The following is a 20,547-nucleotide window of genomic DNA, read 5'->3' on the forward strand; positions in this document are numbered from 1 at the left end:
CAACACGGCGACCGATACCCTGCGTTTCGGTGCGGGCATCCTCGCCAGCGACATCACTACCCGCAGAATCAATTCTGACTTGGTATTCCTGCACAGCAATGGCACGGATCAGGTCACATTTAAAGGTTGGTTTGATGGGGCAACCTCCAGCGCAGGAGTCGTTACTTACAACATAATTGAACGTGTGGAATTCGCCGATGGCACGTTCTGGACATGGGCGGATATGGTTGCCACGGGCCTGACTCAGGTCGGTACAGCAACTGGCGAAACCCTGTTCGGCTGGTCTGGCAATGACATCATTCACGGTGGAGGCGGTGCCGACTCTCTGTCAGGGGGGGCGGGGGCTAACCAGCTTTACGGCGATGCTGGGGATGACACACTCATGGTCGCGACCGGCTCGAAGGGTAATACGCTGGTCGGCGGCACCGGTAATGACACCGTGACCGGTGGCTACTTTGCGGACACCTATGTATTCAATCTAGGGGACGGTAAAGATGTCATTACCGACTACGACGCTGGCAATCTGGCGGTCGATACCCTGCGTTTTGGTTCGGGCATCCTCGCCAGTGACATCACTGCCCGCAGGGTCAACTCTGATTTGGTGTTTCTACACAACAACGGCACGGACCAGGTGACGGTTAAGAGCTGGTTCGATGGGGCAACTTCCGGCGCTAGTGCTTTGATTAACAACATCATTGAGCGGGTGGAGTTCGCCGATGGTACGTTCTGGACGTGGGCGGGTATGGCCGCTACAGGGTTGAATCAAGTCGGTACGGCGGCTACCGAAACTCTGACAGGCTGGTCTGGCAACGACATCATCCATGGTGGGGATGGCAACGATACCCTGTCAGGGGGTGAGGGGGCTAACCAGCTCTACGGCGATGGCGGCGATGACACAGTCATTGTGGCTACCGGCGCGAAAGGGAACACGCTGGTCGGCGGCACCGGTAATGACACCTTGACCGGTAGCTATTTCACTGACACCTACGTGTTCAACCTGGGGGACGGTAAAGACGTCATTACGGATTATGACGCCGGCAATCAGGGAACCGATACTTTACGTTTCGGTGCAGGCATCCTCGCCAGTGATATTCAGGTCCACAAATCCGGCGCTGATGTAGTGTTCATGCATCGCAACGGCATCGATCAGATAACAATTAAGGGGTGGTTCGATGGCACAACTTCCGGGGCGGGTGTAGCGATTAATAGTATCCTCGAACGCGTGGAGTTTGCGGATGGTACGTTCTGGATTTCAAAGGACATCGCCGCAGCAGGGCTAAGTCAAGTCGGTACCGAAGGGACTGAAACCCTAGTTGGTTGGTCTGGCAATGACATCATCCACGGTAGAGGCGGCAACGACACTCTCTTAGGAGGTGCAGGGGCAAACCAGCTCTACGGTGATGCTGGTGATGACACCATCACGGTTGCTGCCGCCTCGAAGGGAAACACCTTAGTCGGCGGTACCGGTAATGACACTTTGACCGGTGGTAACTACGCCGACAGCTATGTGTTCAACCGGGGGGACGGTAAAGACGTCGTTACAGACTACGACGGCGGCTATGTCGCGACTGATGCTCTTGAATTCGGAGCAGATATAAGCCCTCAAGACTTGTGGTTCAGGCGTAGCGGTTCCGATCTGGAAATCAGTGTCGTTGGGGCGACTGAGAAATTGACGGTCAGCAATTGGTACCAATCCAGTGCGTACCATATTGAAGCTTTCAAAACGGCTGATGGGAAGGGGCTATTGGATAGTCAGGTACAAAACTTGGTCGACAAAATGTCCTCTTTTGGAGTACCGGCAGGAGCTGAAACCAGCCTCAGTACAGACCAACGAACTCAACTAGATGCAGTGTTGGCTGCGAACTGGAAATAGCGTAATCCGGAGCGCTCGTGTAACCGTGTTCAACGGTTGCATTAGAAAGGTGTCCCATCCTGAACAGATGTGTTTGGTAGGGGGCACCAAAGCTCTAGATGCCCTAGGCTTTGGGGAAACATCGGTTTTATAGGCCTTCAGAGAGAGTCAAACCATTCAAAAGAAGCTTCGGCCTCTTTTTTTGTCCCCTGCATTCGTTGATCTGGCTCTTGCCTTAGGGAGCCTTTCGTCGCTCGGTGTTTATCAATGAGGACTCCAATCAGCCAGAGCCAACGCGCTGTATGCGATACTGGCTCTGTAGTGGCACGGTTTGGTGCCTGGATTAGGATCGGTACAAGGGCTTAACTCGCATGGCATGGATGAAGACAGCATCTGCTTCGCGGTGCTGGTATCGCGGGAAGAATCAATGACCCAGGGCGCTTTTCTTAGTTTTCGCTTGGCGAAATGGTTGGGCTCCACCTGTGCATCGTTGGATCTTGCATCCAACGGGTTGATTGCCGTCGACTGGACAGGGCAGGCGTCGAAGGTCTTGGTGACCCACATGTCTAAGCCTCCTCGTCTCGATAGGTGGTTGGGTGTCTCTTGTTTAACGCTGACGGTGCCATCTGGCCAATTAAGAGCCATCGGATGGGGTGTTCGGCGCCCCTATGACATCTGGCGCGCAGCGTTGCGTGAGTGGTATGGCGAGCGTGTATTAGCCATCGCCCAAATCCTAAATGCCTTCTATAAAAATCTCCAGACTCGTGGTTATTGCCGTCGCTCGCAATGGACCTTCCTGCATGCTCGTTTGGTCCAGCTAGCAAAGCAATGGCCAGCGCTACCTGCCAGGGGCTTGGGTGTTCTGTCGGGACCCGAACGCAAGATCCTGACCCGGGCCTGGTCGTGGGTTCATGACGGTGAGAAATGCTTACGGCGTTGGCGTAAGCACTATGTGAGGACCAGTCTCGCCAAGCATACTGATCTGTTCGACACGATCGAGTCCATGCCCCTGACGCTTAATCAGCGTCTGGCCTGCATTGTGGATGAGGACAACAATCTGGTACTGGCCGGGGCCGGTACTGGCAAGACCAGTACAACGATGGGACGCGTCGCCTTCTTGGTGCGCAGCGGGCAAGCGCGGCCTGAGGACATCTTGTTGCTGGCCTATGGCAGAGATGCTGCCAAGGAGATGCGTGAGCGGCTGGAGGCGCGTGTTGGCATAAAGGGTATCAAGGCCTCGACCTTCCACTCTCTTGGTCAAGACCTGCTGGGTCAACCGTCTCTGAGTCCAATGGCTGACGATGAAGCTGCTCGTAAACGGTTCGTCCAATTGGCTTTTGAAGACTTTCAGTCAGAGCCGGGCTATCGCAAGCGACTTTTGCAGTACTTCGAGAACTACTTGTTCCCGATCAAGAATCCCTTCGAGTTTGCTTCTCTGGGTGAGTACTTCGCCTACCTGGCAACGCATGAGGTCAGATCGCTTAAAGGGGAATTGGTCAAAAGCATGGCTGAGTGTCGCATTGCCAATTTCCTGTTCAAGATGGGTGTGGAATACCAATACGAGCCGCGCTATAAAGTGTCCACTCGAACGGCTGAGCGCCGGGACTACCATCCGGATTTTTATCTACCGACGTTTGATGTTTACATTGAGCATTTCGGCACGGACCGCCACGGCAACACGGCGCCCTATGTTGACCGCAAGGCCTATCATCAAGATATGGTCTGGAAACGCGACCTACATAAGCAACACCAGACTCGTTTGATCGAAACGTTCCATTTCGAGCAGCAGGAGGGTCAATTACTTCCTTTGCTGGAAAAGCGCTTGCAGTCTGCTGGGGTAACCTTCAATCCTCTGCCTGATGAGGCGATGCTGGAGACGCTTCGTGAGTTCGGTGTCGTCACTGAGTTCGCCGAGCTGCTGGAAAAGCTCCTTACTTGTTACAAGGCTGCGGATCTGGCCAGGATTGATCTGGAGGCTCGTATCAATGCAGCACCGTCTCCTGATCAGATGCGGGCAGCGCTCGAGCTGCTGATGCCGATCTACGGTCGTTATCAGGGTGATCTAGAGGGTAAGGGGCAGATCGATTATGACGACATGATTGTGAAGGCGGTGCACCTGGCGGAGCAGGGCGACTTCAAGGCTCCGTGGCGCTTTGTGCTGGTAGATGAGTACCAGGACATCTCTGAGCCGCGGGCGCGCTTGGTCAAAGCGCTCCGACGTTCACAACCCGATGGTTCGCTGTTTTGTGTGGGGGATGATTGGCAGTCGATTTATCGATTCGCCGGCAGTGATATTCGTTTGACCTCACAGTTTGAGGCGTTCTTTGGTGCGACCGCTATCAGTGCACTGGATAAGACCTTTCGCTTTAACGATCGAATCAATGCGGTGGCCAGTCGGTTTGTGATGCGCAATCCGGTGCAACTGAAAAAGAACATTCACACCCATACGTTGGAGGAATCGCCAGCGGTTTCGCTGCTTAGGACTGAGTTGGAAGACGATGAGGCTTTGCCCCATGTCTTGGCACGTATTGCCGTGCGGGCCAAGCCGGGGTCGGTTGTGTACATCTTGGCTCGGTTCAACTTTCTGCTGCCCGATCCGGCGGGGCTCAAGCAGCTCAATGGCAATCATCCGAATTTGACGATCAAGACCTACAGCATCCATACCTCCAAAGGGCAGGAGGCTGACTATATTGTGGTGCTCGGCAATAAAACCGGTAAGTTTGGAATGCCTCCTCAGAAAACAAGCCATCCACTGTTGGAAGCACTCTTGCCCCCACGTGAAGCGTTCGTTCATGCTGAGGAGCGACGTCTGTTTTATGTGGCGCTGACGAGAGCCAAACGGCGCGTTTACCTGGTGGTGGGGAAGGGGAAGGCTTCTAGCTTCATCAAGGAGTTGCTTGATGATCAGTACGACGTAGAGATCAATGAGTTTGGGGAGCCGGGGGAGGTGGCTGCTCAAGCGCCGGCTTGCCCTGCTTGTCAGGAAGGGGAGTTGACACTACGCACGAGGAAGAACGGTCTTGAGTCGTTTTTCTTTTGTTCGCTTTCCCCGCGCTGCGGACATACCGAAACGGCCTGTCCTGATTGTCAGTCTCAGATGCACAAAGAAGGACGTTACCTGATCTGCAACGAGAACTGTGGCGGCTGGGTTGCGTTGTGTCCGTTGACTGGGGGCCGAATGGTGCCACGGGGGGCTGGTAAGAAATTTTGGGGGTGTTCTGATTATCGTCGGGATGACGCAGACTCCTGCTCTCATACCGAGACGAGGATTTCGCTGCCAGTAGGTTGCAAGGCTCGGATATTGGCTCATTAGTCTCGCTGGTTTGGGGTCACAAAGGAGTTTTTCATGTTCGAAGATCTGCGCGAACAACTCAAGCCAACGTCCACGATGCGTGTGTACGACGCTGTGTCTGAGGCGGGCATTGATGTTAATGATTGGCACAACGTTTCTTCCAGTAGAACACCTGCTCAAAATCCAAAATACTGCTATCGCTGGGCGTTTGAAGGTGGTGGTCGGGTGTTGTTGTGTCTATGGCATAGCGACCTCAGTTTCCTAGAGGATGGGGTGGAGTACCATGGCAATGCTAGGGACGAGCAACGGGTTAACGAAGAACGTTCGAATGACCAGCGAGATCCCTCGCTCAAGCAACGATTCAAGAAGTGGGCTACTAGCGCCTATCAAATGGACGAAATCGTCAAAATTGCCCACCGCGAGAGCCGGTTGGTACGCGTTGCTTTGGTAGCCAGTAGGAACCTCGCCTTGCAGGACGATGAGCGTGCGGCAGCGGACTTTCGGTTGCTTGATGCGCAGCCTTGGCAACTGATGCGTTATGACATGCAAACTGGGGCTTTTCTGCTGCGGCGTGGATTAGGTTCCTTGCACGTCAATGGCCAAAGTGGCGTCGGAACCGGGCTCGGAGATTCTGGGACCTTAGCTCAACCGTTACCTGCTATCACCGCTGAGTCCTACGGCGTGGGAGTGGTGGATCAGTTCGTTGGGAACGAGCAGCCTGAACGCTGTGCCATATCCACGTTTGCTTGGCAGCGCAGCGCGCAAGTACGTCAGATTGTGTTGGCTCGGTCCAAGGGAGTCTGTGAGTTTTGCGGGCATCGTGGTTTTTTGAAAGGTAACGGAGATATCTATCTTGAAACTCATCATGTTGTCTCGCTTAGCGAAGGCGGAGGAGACACTCCTGATAATGTTATTGCTCTCTGTCCGGACCATCATCGGGAAGCGCATTATGGTGCAAACAGCAATGTGCTTCGGGCGCTTTTTCAACAAATTCTTGCGGCAGAGCCATTGTTAAATGGCTAGTGTTTTAATGACTGAGATATCAACGTAATTAGATTGACTGGCTCGTAGAAAAAACTCGTTGTGCACTTCAATGTTGTTTTCAGGATTTTTGAGGTTGGTGCGGACTTTTGGATTGCGTGACTGATTCAGTCTTGTCTGGTGCGAATGATTTAAGAACTAAAATCTAATTGGTTTTGCTAGGAGCGTTAATTGAAACCATTAAAAAGTGTATTTCTAACGGTCAATTCAGAGGTTCGTGAGTTCTCGTCGAAAGAAGAGGTTTTTAAATATTTTGACTCCGAAGAGCTTGATTGGAAGTGGTTGGCTGAGTTGCCCTCACTCTATCGAGATGCTGGCGTTGAAATTTTCTCAGGTTTCTTCAAGAATGCGCTAGACATTGCGCGAAAAAACTTGCTGGAGGGAAGTAAAAAAGTATATTTAGGCTCTTCTGGAGTATATGTGGAATCTAGTGGCAGCGAGGGGATTTTGATACGAAGGTTTCGGGAGCAATATGGGGATGTTGCTGCTGCGCTGGCATTGATATATCTTAATGAAAGCACTCGCAAAGCAATAGGTAACAGCCCAATAATAAAAAAATTCGTAGATAATCCTAGTTTGGCATTCGAGCGCGCTGCGGCCATACAGATAGGTTTGTCGTTGCAAGACTTTATTGCTATGGCATGGGACGCGAGATCATCGAATCTAAGGAATCAGCTTGAACGGTTTTCTGAGCATACCGCCTTGGCGCGCAACGCTGTAAATGGCTATGCAGCTGACTTAACAGAGGAAATCATTGCTTCCAAAACGAAGGTCGATTCGCTTGGGCGAGCGCTGGGTAAGTCTTATATACGTCGAAGGAAAATATACTCTCAGTACGCCGCTAAAGCGCGCCAAGAAGCTAAAGCAAGCGTTCTAGAAGCCAAGGCGGCGCTGGAGTCGGCGAAAGCGGCCTATCATGATCAAGTGGACTTGGATGCCTCAGTTCAATATTGGACGGCTCGAAGAAAAACACACTCTTTTTTCAAGTTCACATGGTTCCTTGCGATAATATTAAGTATGTCAGTGACATTTTTATCGATGTTGGCTTATTACGGGTATGGAGGTGCTGCAGGATTATCTCATTTACTACGTGAGCAGGGCCCCGCAGAGGCTGCTGTGCAATTGGCTGCTGCATCAGAGTCCGCTCCAAAAGTTTTGCTTGGTAGAAGCTCATCCGAATTGTCGGCGGCGGTCGCCGATTTGGCAGGTGCGGCTCTACTCATAACTTTGCTCGGTGTGCTAATAAAAATTACTCTTCGTCAGTTTAATACTCACTCTCATCTTTCTTTAGAGGCGGCTGAGCGAATAACGTTTACAAAAACCTATTTGGCTTTGTTGAATGAGGGCAAGCTTAAGTCTGATGAGGATAGAAAGTTGATATTGGAAAGTTTGTTCAGGTCTACGCAGTCAGGATCTGTTGCCGAGATTCCATTCTCGAGTCCCATTGAGCTAATCTTGAAAACATTAGGGGAGAAGAAAGTGGCTTAGTGTGGTCAGGGGAAGTATTTAGGGGAGGACGAAATGAATTACAGCCAAGGTTTCCAAGGGGGCGATTTTTGAGCCCTAATTGAGGCAGTTTTGTTGAGTGTATGCCAGCTTAGATCTCGTGCCCTAGTCGCCTCAATCCATTTCTAGAACGTACGACTGTGGTCACAGAGCCTTATCGCATAGCGTTCCTCATCGTCATACGACGTGGTGCCACACTGTATGCACTGTGGAGGTTTCAAGGGAGTGCGAGCCCCCTGACTATAAAAGGCCAGTTAGGTTTACCGTCCGTTTATAAAAGTACTGCGAAGCGAGCCCTTTAAATCTACCGAATGGCAATGTTCAGGGTTACGGTAGATAGGGTAGGGGCAGATAACCTAAATAGCCCGGCAGGGGGATTTCCATGAGCGTCGTTTTAGACCAATCGGGCGTTTCCACTTTGGTCGGCACGCCCAAAGAGGTACGGGCCCGCCTGAGCCGCTCGCATGCGGATCGAGTGCTGGTCGTGTCTTTCGATCACATCAAACCCAACGTTTTTGAAGCATTGGCTGAGAATTTCGCAAATGTGGCGTTCTCAATGTACGAGGTTTTGCAGGAGCGCCAAGACTTGAATTCCCTGGAACGATTGGCCGAAGTCTTTGTTTCGCGTAAGCCGCCTTCGCCCCGTTTGCTCAAGGAGGCGGCGATGCTGGTCCAAGCTCGCAAGGCGGTCTTGGGGAGTGGCGACTGGCTAACTGCAGCCGACATCGCACAAGTGGCGCAGTTAAGTACCCGAAACCCCAGCGCCCAGCCCAACAAGTGGAAAAAGCAAGGTCAGATCTTCGCTATCAATCATGGTGGGGTCGACTATTTCCCCGGCTACGGTCTGGACCCGGATGCAAACTACCGGCCGTTGAAGGCGCTGGCCAAAGTCATTGAGGTTTTCGAGGGGCACAAGGACAGCTGGGGTATGGCTTACTGGTTCCGTTCAGACAACAGCTTTTTGGGTGGCAAAAAGCCCCAAGACCTATTGGCATCGGCGCCTGACCGAGTGATAGGTGCTGCACAAGATGAGAACCGAGGAATCGCCCATGGATAAGCGCGATGCCTTGGGATGTAGAACTGGCTAATCGGCATCCTTTTTCTTGAGTCGAGCTAAGCCCTGTTTGATGAAACCGGCATTTTCCTCGATGGTTTGCAAAGCCCCGCGGATGTTGTCTCCGACCTCCTTTGAACCCTGCTTTTCGATATGAAGTGTTAGCTCCATTACAGCTGCCTCCAGCGCGACTTGGTTTCGGTAGATTCTTTCCAGTACATCCGTCAGCGAATATTTCCCAGACATTTGCTTTCGCTTCCTCTGAAAATTTCAAGCGTAGCATTCAGAGACAGAGACATGAGAGCGCCACTAATAGCGGGTCCGCAGCTTCCCTGGGCCGAGTTTTTGACGAGGGTGGGCATCAATCACGAAGAACAGCCCTGGATCTAACGATGATTTTTGAGTGATGCCCTTAATAACTCTCGCCGGACGGGAGGGTTTGACTGGCATAGGGCTATCACCTACGATGCCTCGGCATTTTTATGCCAGGGAGATACGGCTGTGTCGGATTCCAAGGTTGGTGGTTTTTTCAAGGCCGTGGTGATGTGGCTGTTCTTCGTTTTATTCCTAGTCATAGGGCTGGCGGCGATGTTTACCAGCTTTCTGTCGGGGCTGATCATGCTCCTAGCCGCTTGCATCTTCGTCCCGCAGATCAATAGGGCAATCAAAGAAAAAGTAAACATTATTGTGACCCCAGGCGCGCGTGCCGTGGTCGCTCTCGTTTGCTTCGGCCTATTTTTCTATTCCAGCAACGAAGCTCTGGACACCTCTCGCATCCAGCGTCAGGCCCAGGAAGCCTTGGTTAATCAGCAGAAGGCCGAACAGGCCCAAAAAGAAAAGTACGAGTACGTTGCTGCGAACCAAGACGCAATCTTGGCAGAGATGAACGCGATGATCGCAAAGAAAGACTACTCCGGGGCCACTGCCCTAGGCGGTAAGTACAGCAATGCAGGCAGCTTCGAAATTGACCAGGCTCTTTCGAAGGTGTCTGCCCAGAAGGCAGACGCTGACAAGCAGCAACGCAAAGCGACTCTCCTCACGTCTCTGAGCAACATCAAGCAAGATGATTATAAAGGCCTAGCCTCTACGTACTCACAGCTTGCTTCTATTGACCAGACATACCGAGCCAATGCTGACAAATTCTCCAAGCTCGCTGAACAGCATGCCCAGGAGCAGAAGGCCCGTGAGCAAGCTGCTTCTGATAAGGCACGCCGGCAAAGCTTGGGCCTTACTTGGAACTACGCAGACGGTGAAGACAAGATGTCCGGCAAGCCTGTGCGCCAGGCCTACGTGTCATCCATCAACACTGTTGATTTCAAATTTCCATACGGTGGGGTCCAGCGGGCAACGCTCACTATCCGTAAGCACCCACGGTGGGGTACTTCGGCGTATGTGGCCATTGAAAAGGGACAGTTCGTCTGCGGGTACGATGACTGCGATGTCCGAGTGAGATTCTCTAACGGCAACGCCCAGCGCATGTCAGCAAGTGAGCCCGACGACCACAGCTCCAACCTGCTTTTCATCAGCAATGCTGCATCGTTCATTGCCCGAGCTCGGAGGTCCGACAAAGTCTTCGTCGAGGCCGACTTTTACCAAGAGGGCAGCAGGGTCTTTGAGTTCGACGTCTCAGACCTAGAGTGGAAATGATTCGAATCCCAGTAGCATGGAAGGTTTTAGATGGAGGCCGCAGGAGTTCCCCTCGGACACAGCTAATCCTCCTGTGAATCTTTTCCATCAATCTACTCGACGATGTTTGACTGAAGCCCGGTAAGCGTCATCGTCAATGCAACACGCCTTCCTTCCCATCGCCTTTTGCGTCAGGGCAACCCATTCTGACCTCCGCCTGTCAGATCGTTCCTATACACATTGACCCAAAAACTTGTACAAGATTAACTGTATATTCGTACAGGTTTTTCGGAAGTCGTGCGTCATGAGCTTTTCAATTCTCGGTCCTATCGCCGTGGGTGGCTTGAAGCTGCCCTTGTGTTCGTTTCGTGTACCAGCCGGGTTTCCATCCCCTGCGGCGGATCACATCGAAGCGCATATCTCATTGGATGAGGTTCTGAATATCCGTGCCCCACATGTGTACCTGGTCTCGATTGCGGGGGAGAGCATGCAAGGTGCTGGAATCTTTGAAGGAGATCTGGCGGTAGTGGACCGGGCGTTGGAGCCGGTGCATGGCCATATCGTCGTGGCGCTGTTGAACAACGAGCCCGTCTGTAAACGACTGTGCATTCGCGGCAAGGAGGTGATTCTCCATTCGGAGAACCCAAAGTACCCACCGAGGTACGTGCTTGAGGGCGATGAGCTGCTTATCTGGGGCGTTGTCACATGCAGTGTGCGCAGCCATGTCTAAAGTCCAGCCGGTTTTCGCCCTGATTGATTGCAACAGCTTCTACGCCAGTTGCGAACGGGTGTTCCGTCCGGACCTGGCCCGGGTGCCGATCGTAGTGTTAAGCAACAACGACGGTTGTGTGATCGCTCGCAGCTATGACGCCAAGCCCTACGTGAAGATGGGCGCGCCGTACTTTCAGATCAAGGACACGCTGCGTCAGCATGGGATTGTCCCGTTCTCTTCAAACTACGCGCTCTACGGCGATATGAGTGAGCGTGTGATGACGCTCATTGAATCGATGGTGCCCGCGGTTGAGGTTTACAGCATTGATGAGGCTTTTGCGGACCTGACGGGCATTGAGGGGCTGGATGCTCTCGGCCGTAAGATCCGCAGCCATGTGCTGCGCTGCACCGGCATTCCGGTTGGGGTTGGCATTGCTCGTACCAAGACCTTGGCAAAGCTGGCTAATCACACGGCCAAGCGTTTGCAGGGGCAGACGGGTGGGGTGGTCGATATCTGCGATCCGTTCAAGCGCGACTGGGTGCTGCGTAATACCGATGTGTCTGAAGTGTGGGGTGTGGGCCGCAAGATGAAGCTGCACCTGGAGGAGATGGGCATCAAGACGGCAATGGATTTAGCCAAAGCTGATCCATGGACGTTGCGTAAGAAATTCAGTGTGGTGATCGAGAAGACGGCTCGTGAGCTGGCGGGGACGCCGTGTCTGGAACTGGATGAGCCGGATCCGCCCAAGCAGGAAATCTGCTGTAGTCGGATGTTCGGCAAGCGTCTCACCGAGCTGGCGCCTATCAAGGAGGCGGTAGCCACCTACATGATGCGGGCTTCGGAAAAGCTCAGGGCGCAGAAGTCGCTTTGCAAGAAGGTTCGGGTCAGCATCCGTACCGGCATGTTCAACCCGGAGGAGGCGAAGTATGCCAACGGGGTGCTGGTTGAGCTGCTGTATCCGACTGACGACGTGCGTCTTTTGACGAAAGCGGCAGTGGAGGCGCTGGATCGGGTTTTTCGGCCTGGCTTCAAATACAGTAAAGCTGAGGTGTTGCTGATGAATCTCTGCCAGGCGGGGGAGTACACCGATGATCTGTTTGCCACGTCGCAGCCTGCTGACGCGACGAAGTTGATGGCTGTGTTGGACCAGATCAATGGGCGATGGGGCAGGGGGACGCTGCGCTCTGCGAGCGTGCCTGACGACCCTGATTGGGGGATGCGGCGGGAGATGATGAGTCAGAGCTATACCACCAAGTTGGATCAGCTATGGCGGGTTCATTGCCATTAAATCGGTCTGGGAGGGGACCGCTTTGGTCCAGTTTATAGCCTGATTACAGTCGGCAGTCGGCCAATAGCAGACATTGCGTCGGTAATTGCCTTGCGCTTCAGCCAAGGCTGGTCTTTAGTGATGGCTAATGGCCTTTTTCCGGTGCCGCTAGGCCTTACTCGACTACATTGTGGTTACCTACCAAAAGGAGTTGATGGGAATGAGCAAGCTGCACTATCCAATTTTTCTCTCTTTTCTTGCTGCACTCAGTACAGGATGCACAAGTAATATATCCAGCAAGCACGCAACCGCGGTTGCCAAAGTCAACATCGAGCCTGGATATCAATACCGCCTTCCTAAAACATCATTTGATGTTACCGCTGATTTTGAAGCCACTGGTTGCACCATAGATCCGTCTAACAACACGCTCTCAATCTTATATGCGGCGAAGGTCAAAATAGAAAAAATCGAGTCTGGGGATCCAGACGCATCGTATATATTGGACTACGAGGCACTAGATGCACTAACGAAGCTTACAAGAATGGAGCTCGCAACAACACCAACGGGACTGCTCACTAGCGCCGGGGCGAAAGCTACCGACTTATCTGGCCCGCTTATAGTGGATAGTGTCAAAACAGTAGCAAGTGTTGCAACAGCCATAGCCCTTCCACAGGCGCAAGTAACGAGTTTGGTAAGCAGTACTATTAGCGCACTCAACACCAAACAGGTCAGGGCATTTAACCTAAATATAGCCAATATGGAAGATTTCCAAGCTTTCTTAAATAAAGAAGGATTCTCCAAAATACAGCAGCAGCAAATTGATAAAGCGAAGCAAGTTGATCCTTGCACTCCCATGAAAGAGAAGCTCGCGGAAATTGAAAGCATAAAAGGCGAGCTACATCAAGCTAAGGCAGATGCTGGCAAGATAGAAAAATTAAGACAAGAAATTTTAGCTCAAAAATCAGATGCGGCATGGCTGAAGTCTGAAATAGAGTTCCATAATAAATATAAGAACACTGATCAACAAAAATACTACAATGATAAGCTGAAAGACGTGGATTCAGAAATCTCTAAAAATAATGCAAGCTTGGCTTCTATTCAGAAATCCGCCAGCAGGCTGCCAGCGTTACAGTCGAAGCTAGACTCGGAGTATTCAAAGCTGCGATTCACAAAAAAGTCTAACATCCAGCCAGGGGCGGATAAGCTGATAGCAAAAACAATTAGCGTAGATCAAAGTTCTATTGGCGCCTTGATAAACTTTGGAGTGACTGGAAGTAAGACGCTGAGCTGTCCTGCCGGCAGTGGTTTCCAGTGCATAAGAAATTATCCAGAAGTTCAAGTTAAACTTGAGAATCTTTCGTTCACTGAGTACAACGTGGGCGGAAAGGGTAGAGAGGTGTCTGGGAAAGATGGGCGTAATGGTGTTTTTTATAGAATTCCAGGTGAAGCTAGACTAATTATATGTGAGGGGCTGTGCAGTAGTGCAAATTCAAGGAGTGAGTTGACCAACCAAATAGTTTCAGTATCTCAGTATGGGACTGTTGGAAATATCACTTTGAGAAATGGGATGTTTGCCGACAATCAAATAGATCTAGTATTTCATGAGAATGGAACACCTAAAACATTGGCCTTTGACTCGAAAGCCAGATCCGAGGCTGCTCGTCAGGCCGCGGTCCAAAGCGCTGAGACAGTCCTGAAGTATGTCGATGACAGAAATGCCGGCATAAGAAAAAGTAACAAAGGAGCTCAGGAAGACAGCCTGGCTCAAGTCAGGTATGAGAAGGACTTAGCTACCGAACGGGAAGCGATTACCCAGATCCTAAACGACTCACCAGCCAACTCTATTGATGCAAAAATAAAGTCCTATGAGAAACAAATCGAGCTTCTGCGCGTTCAGCGTCGACTTGAAGAAGAGCGAAAACTTCTAGATCGTGCAACTGAAACTGGTCAATGAGTAGGCTTAGCACGGAGCGCAACACAACAATTAGGGTGCGCGGTAGAGACGCTGGTTACCCTCCGAGAAACAATTGGGGACAGACCACGATATTGATGCTCCTGCATCAACAGCTACTGGCCTGTTCATCCCTGTTGCGAGCGTCTGCTTTCCCAGATTTTTGCTCTCTACCTTCGTCTTTAAACCTAGGCGAGCTCAGAGATCTCGCAGCATCAACCGCTGCTCCTTGCCCCAGGCCTGAAAAAATTCCTGCACCTGCCATCCACGCTTGGAGTAGTAGTCGCTGCGATCATGGGTGTGCAGGTACAGCCGTGTGGTGCCGTTGGCCTTTGCGGCGGCGCAGATGCCTTCTATTAGCTGTTCCGCCAAGCCTCTCTTCCTTGCCTGCGGGGCGATAAAGACGCAGGCGAGCCAGGGACCCAACTCCGGGCGCTCGGGCAGGTCGTTGGCTGCGAGTGCAGCACCACCAAGTAGCTGGTCATTCTCTAGTGCGATCAGGCATTGCCAACCACCGTTGCCCTGGCCCTCCGCGAATTCGGCCAAGGGCTGCTCGATAAACTCGTATGCGAACTGCTGATGCAGCCACTGCGCCAGGGTGTCGCTGTGTTGCATATGGTCGCGCAGCCAGACCAGGCGGGGCATGTGGGGATCTTCCTTGTTTTTTGATCAGTACGCGCATGTAGCCGTAAGGAGGGAATAGGGTCAAGCGCAACGGTGAAAAGTGGAGAGACTATTTCTCCTCCGGAATGACCGCTCCTGGCCGACTGCTGCCCTTACCCTAAGGCCGCTATCGGCCGATAGCAGTTATCCTGGGGTAAAGGTGACAAACTTAATTTCTCGCAAAGTAACTATTAACTGCCCCCCCCTTTAGGCACCGTATTAGTGTCTAAGTATCACACCATGCACATGTAAGTTTTTGCAGTCCCCGCCGGCGCGCCTGAATCATAAACGTCCACTTGGTAGCTACATCCAACAGTACTCAATGCCTTTCCGGCTCCGACTTCGTATACGGTTGCCCCTGAAGAGTCGGCGTGGATCACGTAGCCTCCCCTTTTTGCAGCAACCGCCGCAGGATTCACTTCAATACTGGCAGATATCAATACATGGAAATCCAAGCCACCGCCTGAAAACATAAGCGCAGGTTTGCAAGCATGCTCAGCGCATATTTCCAACCCCAGCCTCAAACCTTCCTTGAGCGGAATTGGCGCGCTGGTTCCCGGAACGAAAATAAGGTCGGTCCAATCGGACTGATTATCCGGTTCTTCCAGACCATAGAGCCCGATGTTTTCAAAGCGTTTATGCTGGGTTACGACCTGATCCCCCATACAAACAAATGCAGTGTTGCGCGCCATATGCCGTTCTGGAGAAGGGTCCTCTAAGGTCCATTGGTCAATGGCATTGAACACCTGATTTCGGTACTTCTGGTACTGCCGCTGTGCTGATTGCGGAGCAAACCTCAGCCCAAAATCTGTTGGCTCACGGTGCTTTGAGAAATCCCGCGGAGTGGTCTTCTCCTCCTCAGTACCGCGTCTAAACTTACGACCTTCGGGTCTAATCATGGACTTTGCCCACAGCACAGTGCCAGGGATCAAAATCAATTTGCTGTTGGAGCTCGCCAAAGCGGTACTACAGGCTCGGACTATTTCCTTGTCCATCTCATTGATGTAGGGGCGTGGAGCCGATTTAGCGAACAAATACTCGGGCGCAACAAAGAGGTGTAGATCGAAATCTGCAGGAGACAGACCAGCTTGGTTTGGTAAGGATTCAAGCCAACTATGGTATGACGGCCATGTCTTCTCGGCCTGACCAATCATTCCTTCAATACAGGCCATCCGATTTTGAATTTTTACCTGCAGCGTCTGGTCATCAGAAAGCCGACACTGCGTTTCTTTCGTATTGCGCTCCCAAATTGTCACCAAGACGTTTTTCGCCATCACCGATTCCCCCCATACGCCGTTAACGATCGAATGCGCCGCCATACAGGTGTAGTGTCCGTGCGGATATTGCGAGTGGAATGGCGATGCATACGTGCAGAGATCAGCGTAGATCAATACGCTGCCAACTCAAGAAATTCTGCGGGCCTTTTATTGAGTTCTGTTCGTCTGGTAACGATGCTTTGGAGGAGAGTGCAATCTGAACTGTCCATTTCTTTTTGAAGCCCAATCAGCAATGCGCCGCATTAGGTCTTTACTCAACCAACTCGAAAAAGGCGACGTATTTATTTAAAGGCCAGACCGTCCGCTTCTGGCCGATTGCTGCCGTTGGCGACCGACTGCTTTCGGCCCAAAGTGGACGTAGGTAGCTGGGGCTTCCCGGTTTTAATCACCCGGTTCGCCTGGTCTATGTTTTTTCATATTGCGATAGCAAGCTCTTCGACGTTGTCGCTTCCAAACAGGTTGTTTATCGCTTCGAGGGCGGTTCCCGGCATGGTTTGCGTGGCAAGCACTGCGAGCCGAGTCATGGGGCGGGATATAGAGACATAGAAGAGGTTGCGGGCACGATAAAAGCCCTTCGTATTCTTGCTACTCAGCGCTTTTGTCTTAACAAGCTCTAGTAGCTGAGGCCAGTTGTAGTGATTCCAGCCCCCTCCCAGCACGACCAAAACATTCTCAAACTCGGCGCCCTTGACGCTATGCTGTGTGGCAAAGGAGGTCTGTTTCTCAATGAATTTGACCACCTCGATAACCTCTCTGTAAGGTATTTTCCGCAGATTGCTGTACCGCTGAAGTGCGGAGGCATCGTCAGGTATGGCGTCGCCATTTAGGGCTCTGAGCTCTTCCTCGCGCCGGAGCAGACGATCCGGTGGCGATGGGCGTTTCGTTGCTTTTAGGTGGTCGATGACCTGTCCAATCGTGCCATCTGCACGCAGCATCTGGAGGGTATCCATGTCGCGACGCCAACAGGATTTGTCTTCATGCTTGGTGATCGTAGGACCGGAGCCGAACACCCTGAACATATCGCCGAAGCGAGATGCATCATAGGCCGCACACATGGGTTCGACTACTTCTACAAAGAACTTGATCGCCGGGTCTTCCTTCTTTACGAATTGTTCGGTGCGACCGCTAAATACCTCTGCGAGGTTGGGATAACCCTGTTCAGCGGCCAGGACGTTGTGGGTGAGCATCAGTACCTTCGTCTTGCTCAGGTCCCAGCCCTCGGCTTGCAGTCGCTGCATCAAGTCTTCTCGAGTGCGTCGCGCTAGGTCGGGTGGAAGATCCTCTTTGGAGTGCCTGTCATTGGTCCGTTGACCTTTGTAGGCGTTGGTGTGAAAGAACCGTGCCTCGCCCTTCGCCTCGGGTTCATGGACGGCCTGCTTCAGTTCAGGGCGCAGTTTGTTCAGCACATCGACAATTGCAGGTACTGATCGAAAGTTGGAGCCTTTGGGAATTTCTTTTATCGGGTACTCTGCGAGCTCGTGTTCACTGCGATAAATGGTCTGCCAGTGGTCCCCAAATAGACCAATGAGCGGACCTGTGGCGGGTCTCAAGAAGTGCTCGGTAATTGCCTCCATAAACTGGGGATGGGTATCTTGATACTCGTCGATGAAGATCACTGGAAACTGTTGGCTCAAGAGACGTCGAAACTTTTCCTTCTGCAGGAGATTGGCCATCATCTCGGGAATGTCGTCGTGGCTCAGCGTGATTCTGTCGGTATCGACGCTAAAGTATCCCAAGTTGTAATCCACAGACTTTGATCCGATTCCTCCGCCTTGTTCGATCTTTTCTTTCCGGTCATCCATTTCACCCACGAGGTCACGCAGCGCTTTTTGAAACTGGTGCAGGAACGCCCAGGAAAATCCGTGGATGGTATTGACCAATATGGCGGGGTGATCCTCAATCTCCTGGGCAATTTCGTTACGGGCAACCTCGGTATAGGTGATGCAAGCTACCTTTTGCCCCGCTTGAACCAAGGCTGGGCCTCGCTCTGTAATCAATCGCTTAAGCGCGGCGACCAGGGAATACGTCTTGCCTGCGCCTGCGCCGGCTTCAAGGCGAAAGCTATAACCAGCATCAAGAGCCTCATCGATCTTTCTTTGGGCCTCTTGTGCAGCAACGAGTGCGGGATTTTCAGTAGGCTCCGTCATACCGCCTCCTCCTTAACTGGTACTTCCACGTTCTTCGCGCGAGCAGGCGGGGCGGAAAGCCATCCTAGGCCTTCCTGGATGTAGCGGGGCACCGTCCATTCCTTTTCGCGAATGGCAAACCGCAAAGCCGTATCCGCTTTCGCGAGCCCCTTGGCGATCTCCCATGCCTCAGATGCCTCGTCCTGTTCCTTAGGCCATTTAAATCGATCGGGGTTTGCTAGGACGAGTGCATCTTCATAGCTGCGGGCACAAATGTTAGTGCCAGGCTTCTCTGCAATCTGATAGGCAATGCGACGGTAACCGCTTTGCTTCTCTTCAGCAGTCTTGGCAACAAGCTCTGCCGGAGTGATCTGCCAGCCATCCTTATCCGCGGTGTCATCGGGACGAAACCAATCCTTGATTGCTGCATTCGATGTCCGCTCGCCTTCAGCCACGGGGCACTTGTCCCAAGTCGTAATATTTTTCCCATGCTTGTTCTGCTTTTCCACCGGCTTGGTTGAATCTAGGTCGGTGACGACCAAGGTCTTGAGCTCGAGGAAGTCGAGGAGTGGATAAAAGATGTGCGCATGTGCTCCGCCGACCTCGACGCAGGTCACATACTGTCTGGCTAGCTTGTGCTTGTCCTCGAGCGACTTATCAACCAATTCGCACAGACGGGGCATCAGTAGCCTCTCCGTTGTCCCCTCAACCATGATGGCCTTGTCCGCAAAGTACAGGTCACACTTGGTTAACGTCATGTACTGATGCAGGAAGTCTTGGTCGTCGGGAGAAATGCTGCTCAAGCCCTTCTTGAAGTCTTTGACCTTGGTCTGACGAGCATTTTCTGGGGCTGGCGACTCATTTAGGAAATACCGCACTGCTTCAAACGAAGCGGTATTTGCCACATGCGGAGAATGCGTCGTGATGACGAACTGAACGTTCCACGCAGCCTCTTCAGGGTAGCTCGTCGACAGTTTTCCAATGGCGGCATTCAGCTGGTTGATAAAAACTTCTTGCATCTGCGGATGCAAGTGAGCTTCAGGCTCTTCGATGAATATTAGGTGAGTTGCTGGACGGGTTGTCTTGGCTCGATAGGCCTTGTGGTAACTCTCGAGCTGCAACAGCATGTAGATCAGGTTGCGAGTGCCGAGGCCATTATAGCCCTCCGGGAGATGTACCCCGTCTGTGCCTGTGTAAACCACCTTTGTGTGGTCCGACAGCAGGGCCTCAACGTTCAATGAGGTCTCGGGTCGAAGCTCGGTATCGTTGAGGCTCGGAAAGCCCAGTACCTCCATGGCTGGCAAAAGCTTTTTCAGCATCTCGTCGAAGTCGCCTTGAACATTGCGCTCGATGTCTTCGACGGATGCCTTCAGCTTCGCCGCCAACTCCTGATCTGCAGCCGCAGCAGTTGGTGCGGAGGCAGTTTTGAATAACGCGCTGAGCAATTTCCCAATGACATCGGCATCGCCATGCTTCGCATGGTCGAGAGTTCTTTGTGCCCGAACGAAATTACACTGCAGCAAAGCCGTTAGCGCGACTGTGCCCTCAAAATCACGGCGATTGGTAGCGTCGGTGGGGTCGATGGCGAACATATGAATGCTGTATGCCTTGGGCACCGTGTCGCGCAATGAGCGGAAGAAGTGTGTTCTTGGTTCGACACCTTCTGGTGCGGAAGGGGTATCGAGCAGTGTATGGAGGGTTGCCAGTGTCGCTCGGTATTCGAGGCGCACAATGGCAGTGGTGGAGTCTAGATCCAAGTCAATGACGAAAGGCGAAAGAGGTCCTAAATTCGGGGCGGTACTGTCGTAGCGGAAGGTGAGCGTAAGAGCATGCGTCGGGAGTGCCGCGAGTACGTCCTCCGGCTTTGTCGCTTGTTCTCTAAGCATCTTTGCAGCGAAGAATCGCTCGCGCTGTGCGGGGGAGAAGTCTTCAAGGCGAAACCTTGCCCCGGTCTCTCCAGTGAAGCGATCAAAAATGTCGGTAAACGATGTCTTTCCGCTGTTGTTGCGTCCCACGATCACTGTGGAATTTTCTTCCAGCATGATCTCAACATCCTGAAGCAGTCGAAATCCCTCGACTCTAACCTTCTCGATTCGCATTCTAGCTCCCCCGATTGGCTTTCCTAAGCGGCGTCTTATTCGCCGGAAATGTATATTTTTGTTCTTACTTGGTGAACGGTA

General features: G+C 52.2%; 14 protein-coding genes. 9 read left to right on the plus strand and 5 right to left on the minus strand.

The genetic code is table 11. The features are described from left to right. The 5 genes from BLU76_RS03840 to BLU76_RS03860 all read left to right on the plus strand — a co-directional run. Nucleotides 1–1,873: calcium-binding protein (locus BLU76_RS03840; RefSeq protein WP_305882107.1), on the plus strand; the 1,873-nt coding region annotated here is incomplete at its 5' end. Nucleotides 1,874–2,228: 355 nt separating this feature from the next. After that, nucleotides 2,229–5,165, plus strand: coding sequence for a UvrD-helicase domain-containing protein (locus tag BLU76_RS03845; protein ID WP_256572628.1), 2,937 nt, complete (start codon nt 2,229–2,231; stop codon nt 5,163–5,165). A gap of 33 nt (nt 5,166–5,198) precedes the next feature. Continuing rightward, nucleotides 5,199–6,167: an HNH endonuclease gene (locus tag BLU76_RS03850; protein WP_092151105.1), complete on the plus strand. Its 969-nt coding sequence runs from the start codon at nt 5,199–5,201 to the stop codon at nt 6,165–6,167. 189 nt (nt 6,168–6,356) lie between these two features. After that, nucleotides 6,357–7,673, plus strand: a complete 1,317-nt coding sequence (locus BLU76_RS03855; RefSeq protein ID WP_092151108.1) for a DUF6161 domain-containing protein — start codon at nt 6,357–6,359, stop codon at nt 7,671–7,673. 400 nt (nt 7,674–8,073) lie between these two features. Then, entirely contained in the window at nt 8,074–8,748 is a 675-nt protein-coding gene (locus BLU76_RS03860) for a hypothetical protein (protein WP_092152612.1), read from the plus strand. Between the two features lie 27 nt (nt 8,749–8,775). On the opposite strand, the gene BLU76_RS03865 is transcribed toward BLU76_RS03860, so the two are convergent. Beyond that, on the minus strand, nt 8,776–8,991 hold the full coding sequence (locus tag BLU76_RS03865; protein WP_092151114.1) for a hypothetical protein: 216 nt from the start codon (nt 8,989–8,991) through the stop codon (nt 8,776–8,778). Between the two features lie 255 nt (nt 8,992–9,246). Between BLU76_RS03865 and BLU76_RS03870 the strand changes: the two genes are divergently transcribed. From BLU76_RS03870 to BLU76_RS03885, 4 genes are all read left to right on the plus strand, one after another. After that, a complete protein-coding gene (locus BLU76_RS03870) occupies nt 9,247–10,392 on the plus strand; it encodes a hypothetical protein (protein ID WP_092151117.1) in 1,146 nt (381 codons plus the stop codon). Nucleotides 10,393–10,675: 283 nt separating this feature from the next. Beyond that, entirely contained in the window at nt 10,676–11,101 is a 426-nt protein-coding gene (locus BLU76_RS03875; RefSeq protein WP_092151120.1) for a LexA family protein, read from the plus strand. Continuing rightward, a complete protein-coding gene (gene umuC, locus BLU76_RS03880) occupies nt 11,094–12,371 on the plus strand; it encodes a translesion error-prone DNA polymerase V subunit UmuC (RefSeq protein ID WP_092151123.1) in 1,278 nt (425 codons plus the stop codon). The genes BLU76_RS03875 and umuC overlap by 8 nt, the downstream gene beginning before the upstream one ends. A 199-nt stretch (nt 12,372–12,570) precedes the next feature. After that, nucleotides 12,571–14,304: a hypothetical protein gene (locus tag BLU76_RS03885; protein ID WP_092151126.1), complete on the plus strand. Its 1,734-nt coding sequence runs from the start codon at nt 12,571–12,573 to the stop codon at nt 14,302–14,304. 195 nt (nt 14,305–14,499) lie between these two features. Here BLU76_RS03885 and BLU76_RS03890 read toward each other — a convergent pair whose 3' ends face one another. The 4 genes from BLU76_RS03890 to BLU76_RS03905 all read right to left on the minus strand — a co-directional run bounded on the left by BLU76_RS03890 (nt 14,500) and on the right by BLU76_RS03905 (nt 20,466). Beyond that, the gene (locus BLU76_RS03890) at nt 14,500–14,946 is read right to left on the minus strand and encodes a GNAT family N-acetyltransferase (protein WP_092151129.1); all 447 of its coding nucleotides are present in this window, start codon (nt 14,944–14,946) and stop codon (nt 14,500–14,502) included. 251 nt (nt 14,947–15,197) lie between these two features. After that, nucleotides 15,198–16,283, minus strand: coding sequence for a hypothetical protein (locus tag BLU76_RS03895; protein WP_092151251.1), 1,086 nt, complete (start codon nt 16,281–16,283; stop codon nt 15,198–15,200). A gap of 371 nt (nt 16,284–16,654) precedes the next feature. Beyond that, entirely contained in the window at nt 16,655–18,388 is a 1,734-nt protein-coding gene (locus BLU76_RS03900; RefSeq protein ID WP_092148170.1) for a UvrD-helicase domain-containing protein, read from the minus strand. Continuing rightward, nucleotides 18,385–20,466: an ATP-dependent nuclease gene (locus BLU76_RS03905; protein ID WP_092148167.1), complete on the minus strand. Its 2,082-nt coding sequence runs from the start codon at nt 20,464–20,466 to the stop codon at nt 18,385–18,387. Before BLU76_RS03905 ends, BLU76_RS03900 begins: the two co-directional genes overlap by 4 nt. Nucleotides 20,467–20,547: the final 81 nt, after the last annotated feature.

This window comes from Pseudomonas sp. NFACC08-1, assembly GCF_900106735.1.
GTDB classification, from domain to species: Bacteria; Pseudomonadota; Gammaproteobacteria; order Pseudomonadales; family Pseudomonadaceae; genus Aquipseudomonas; species Aquipseudomonas fluorescens_Q.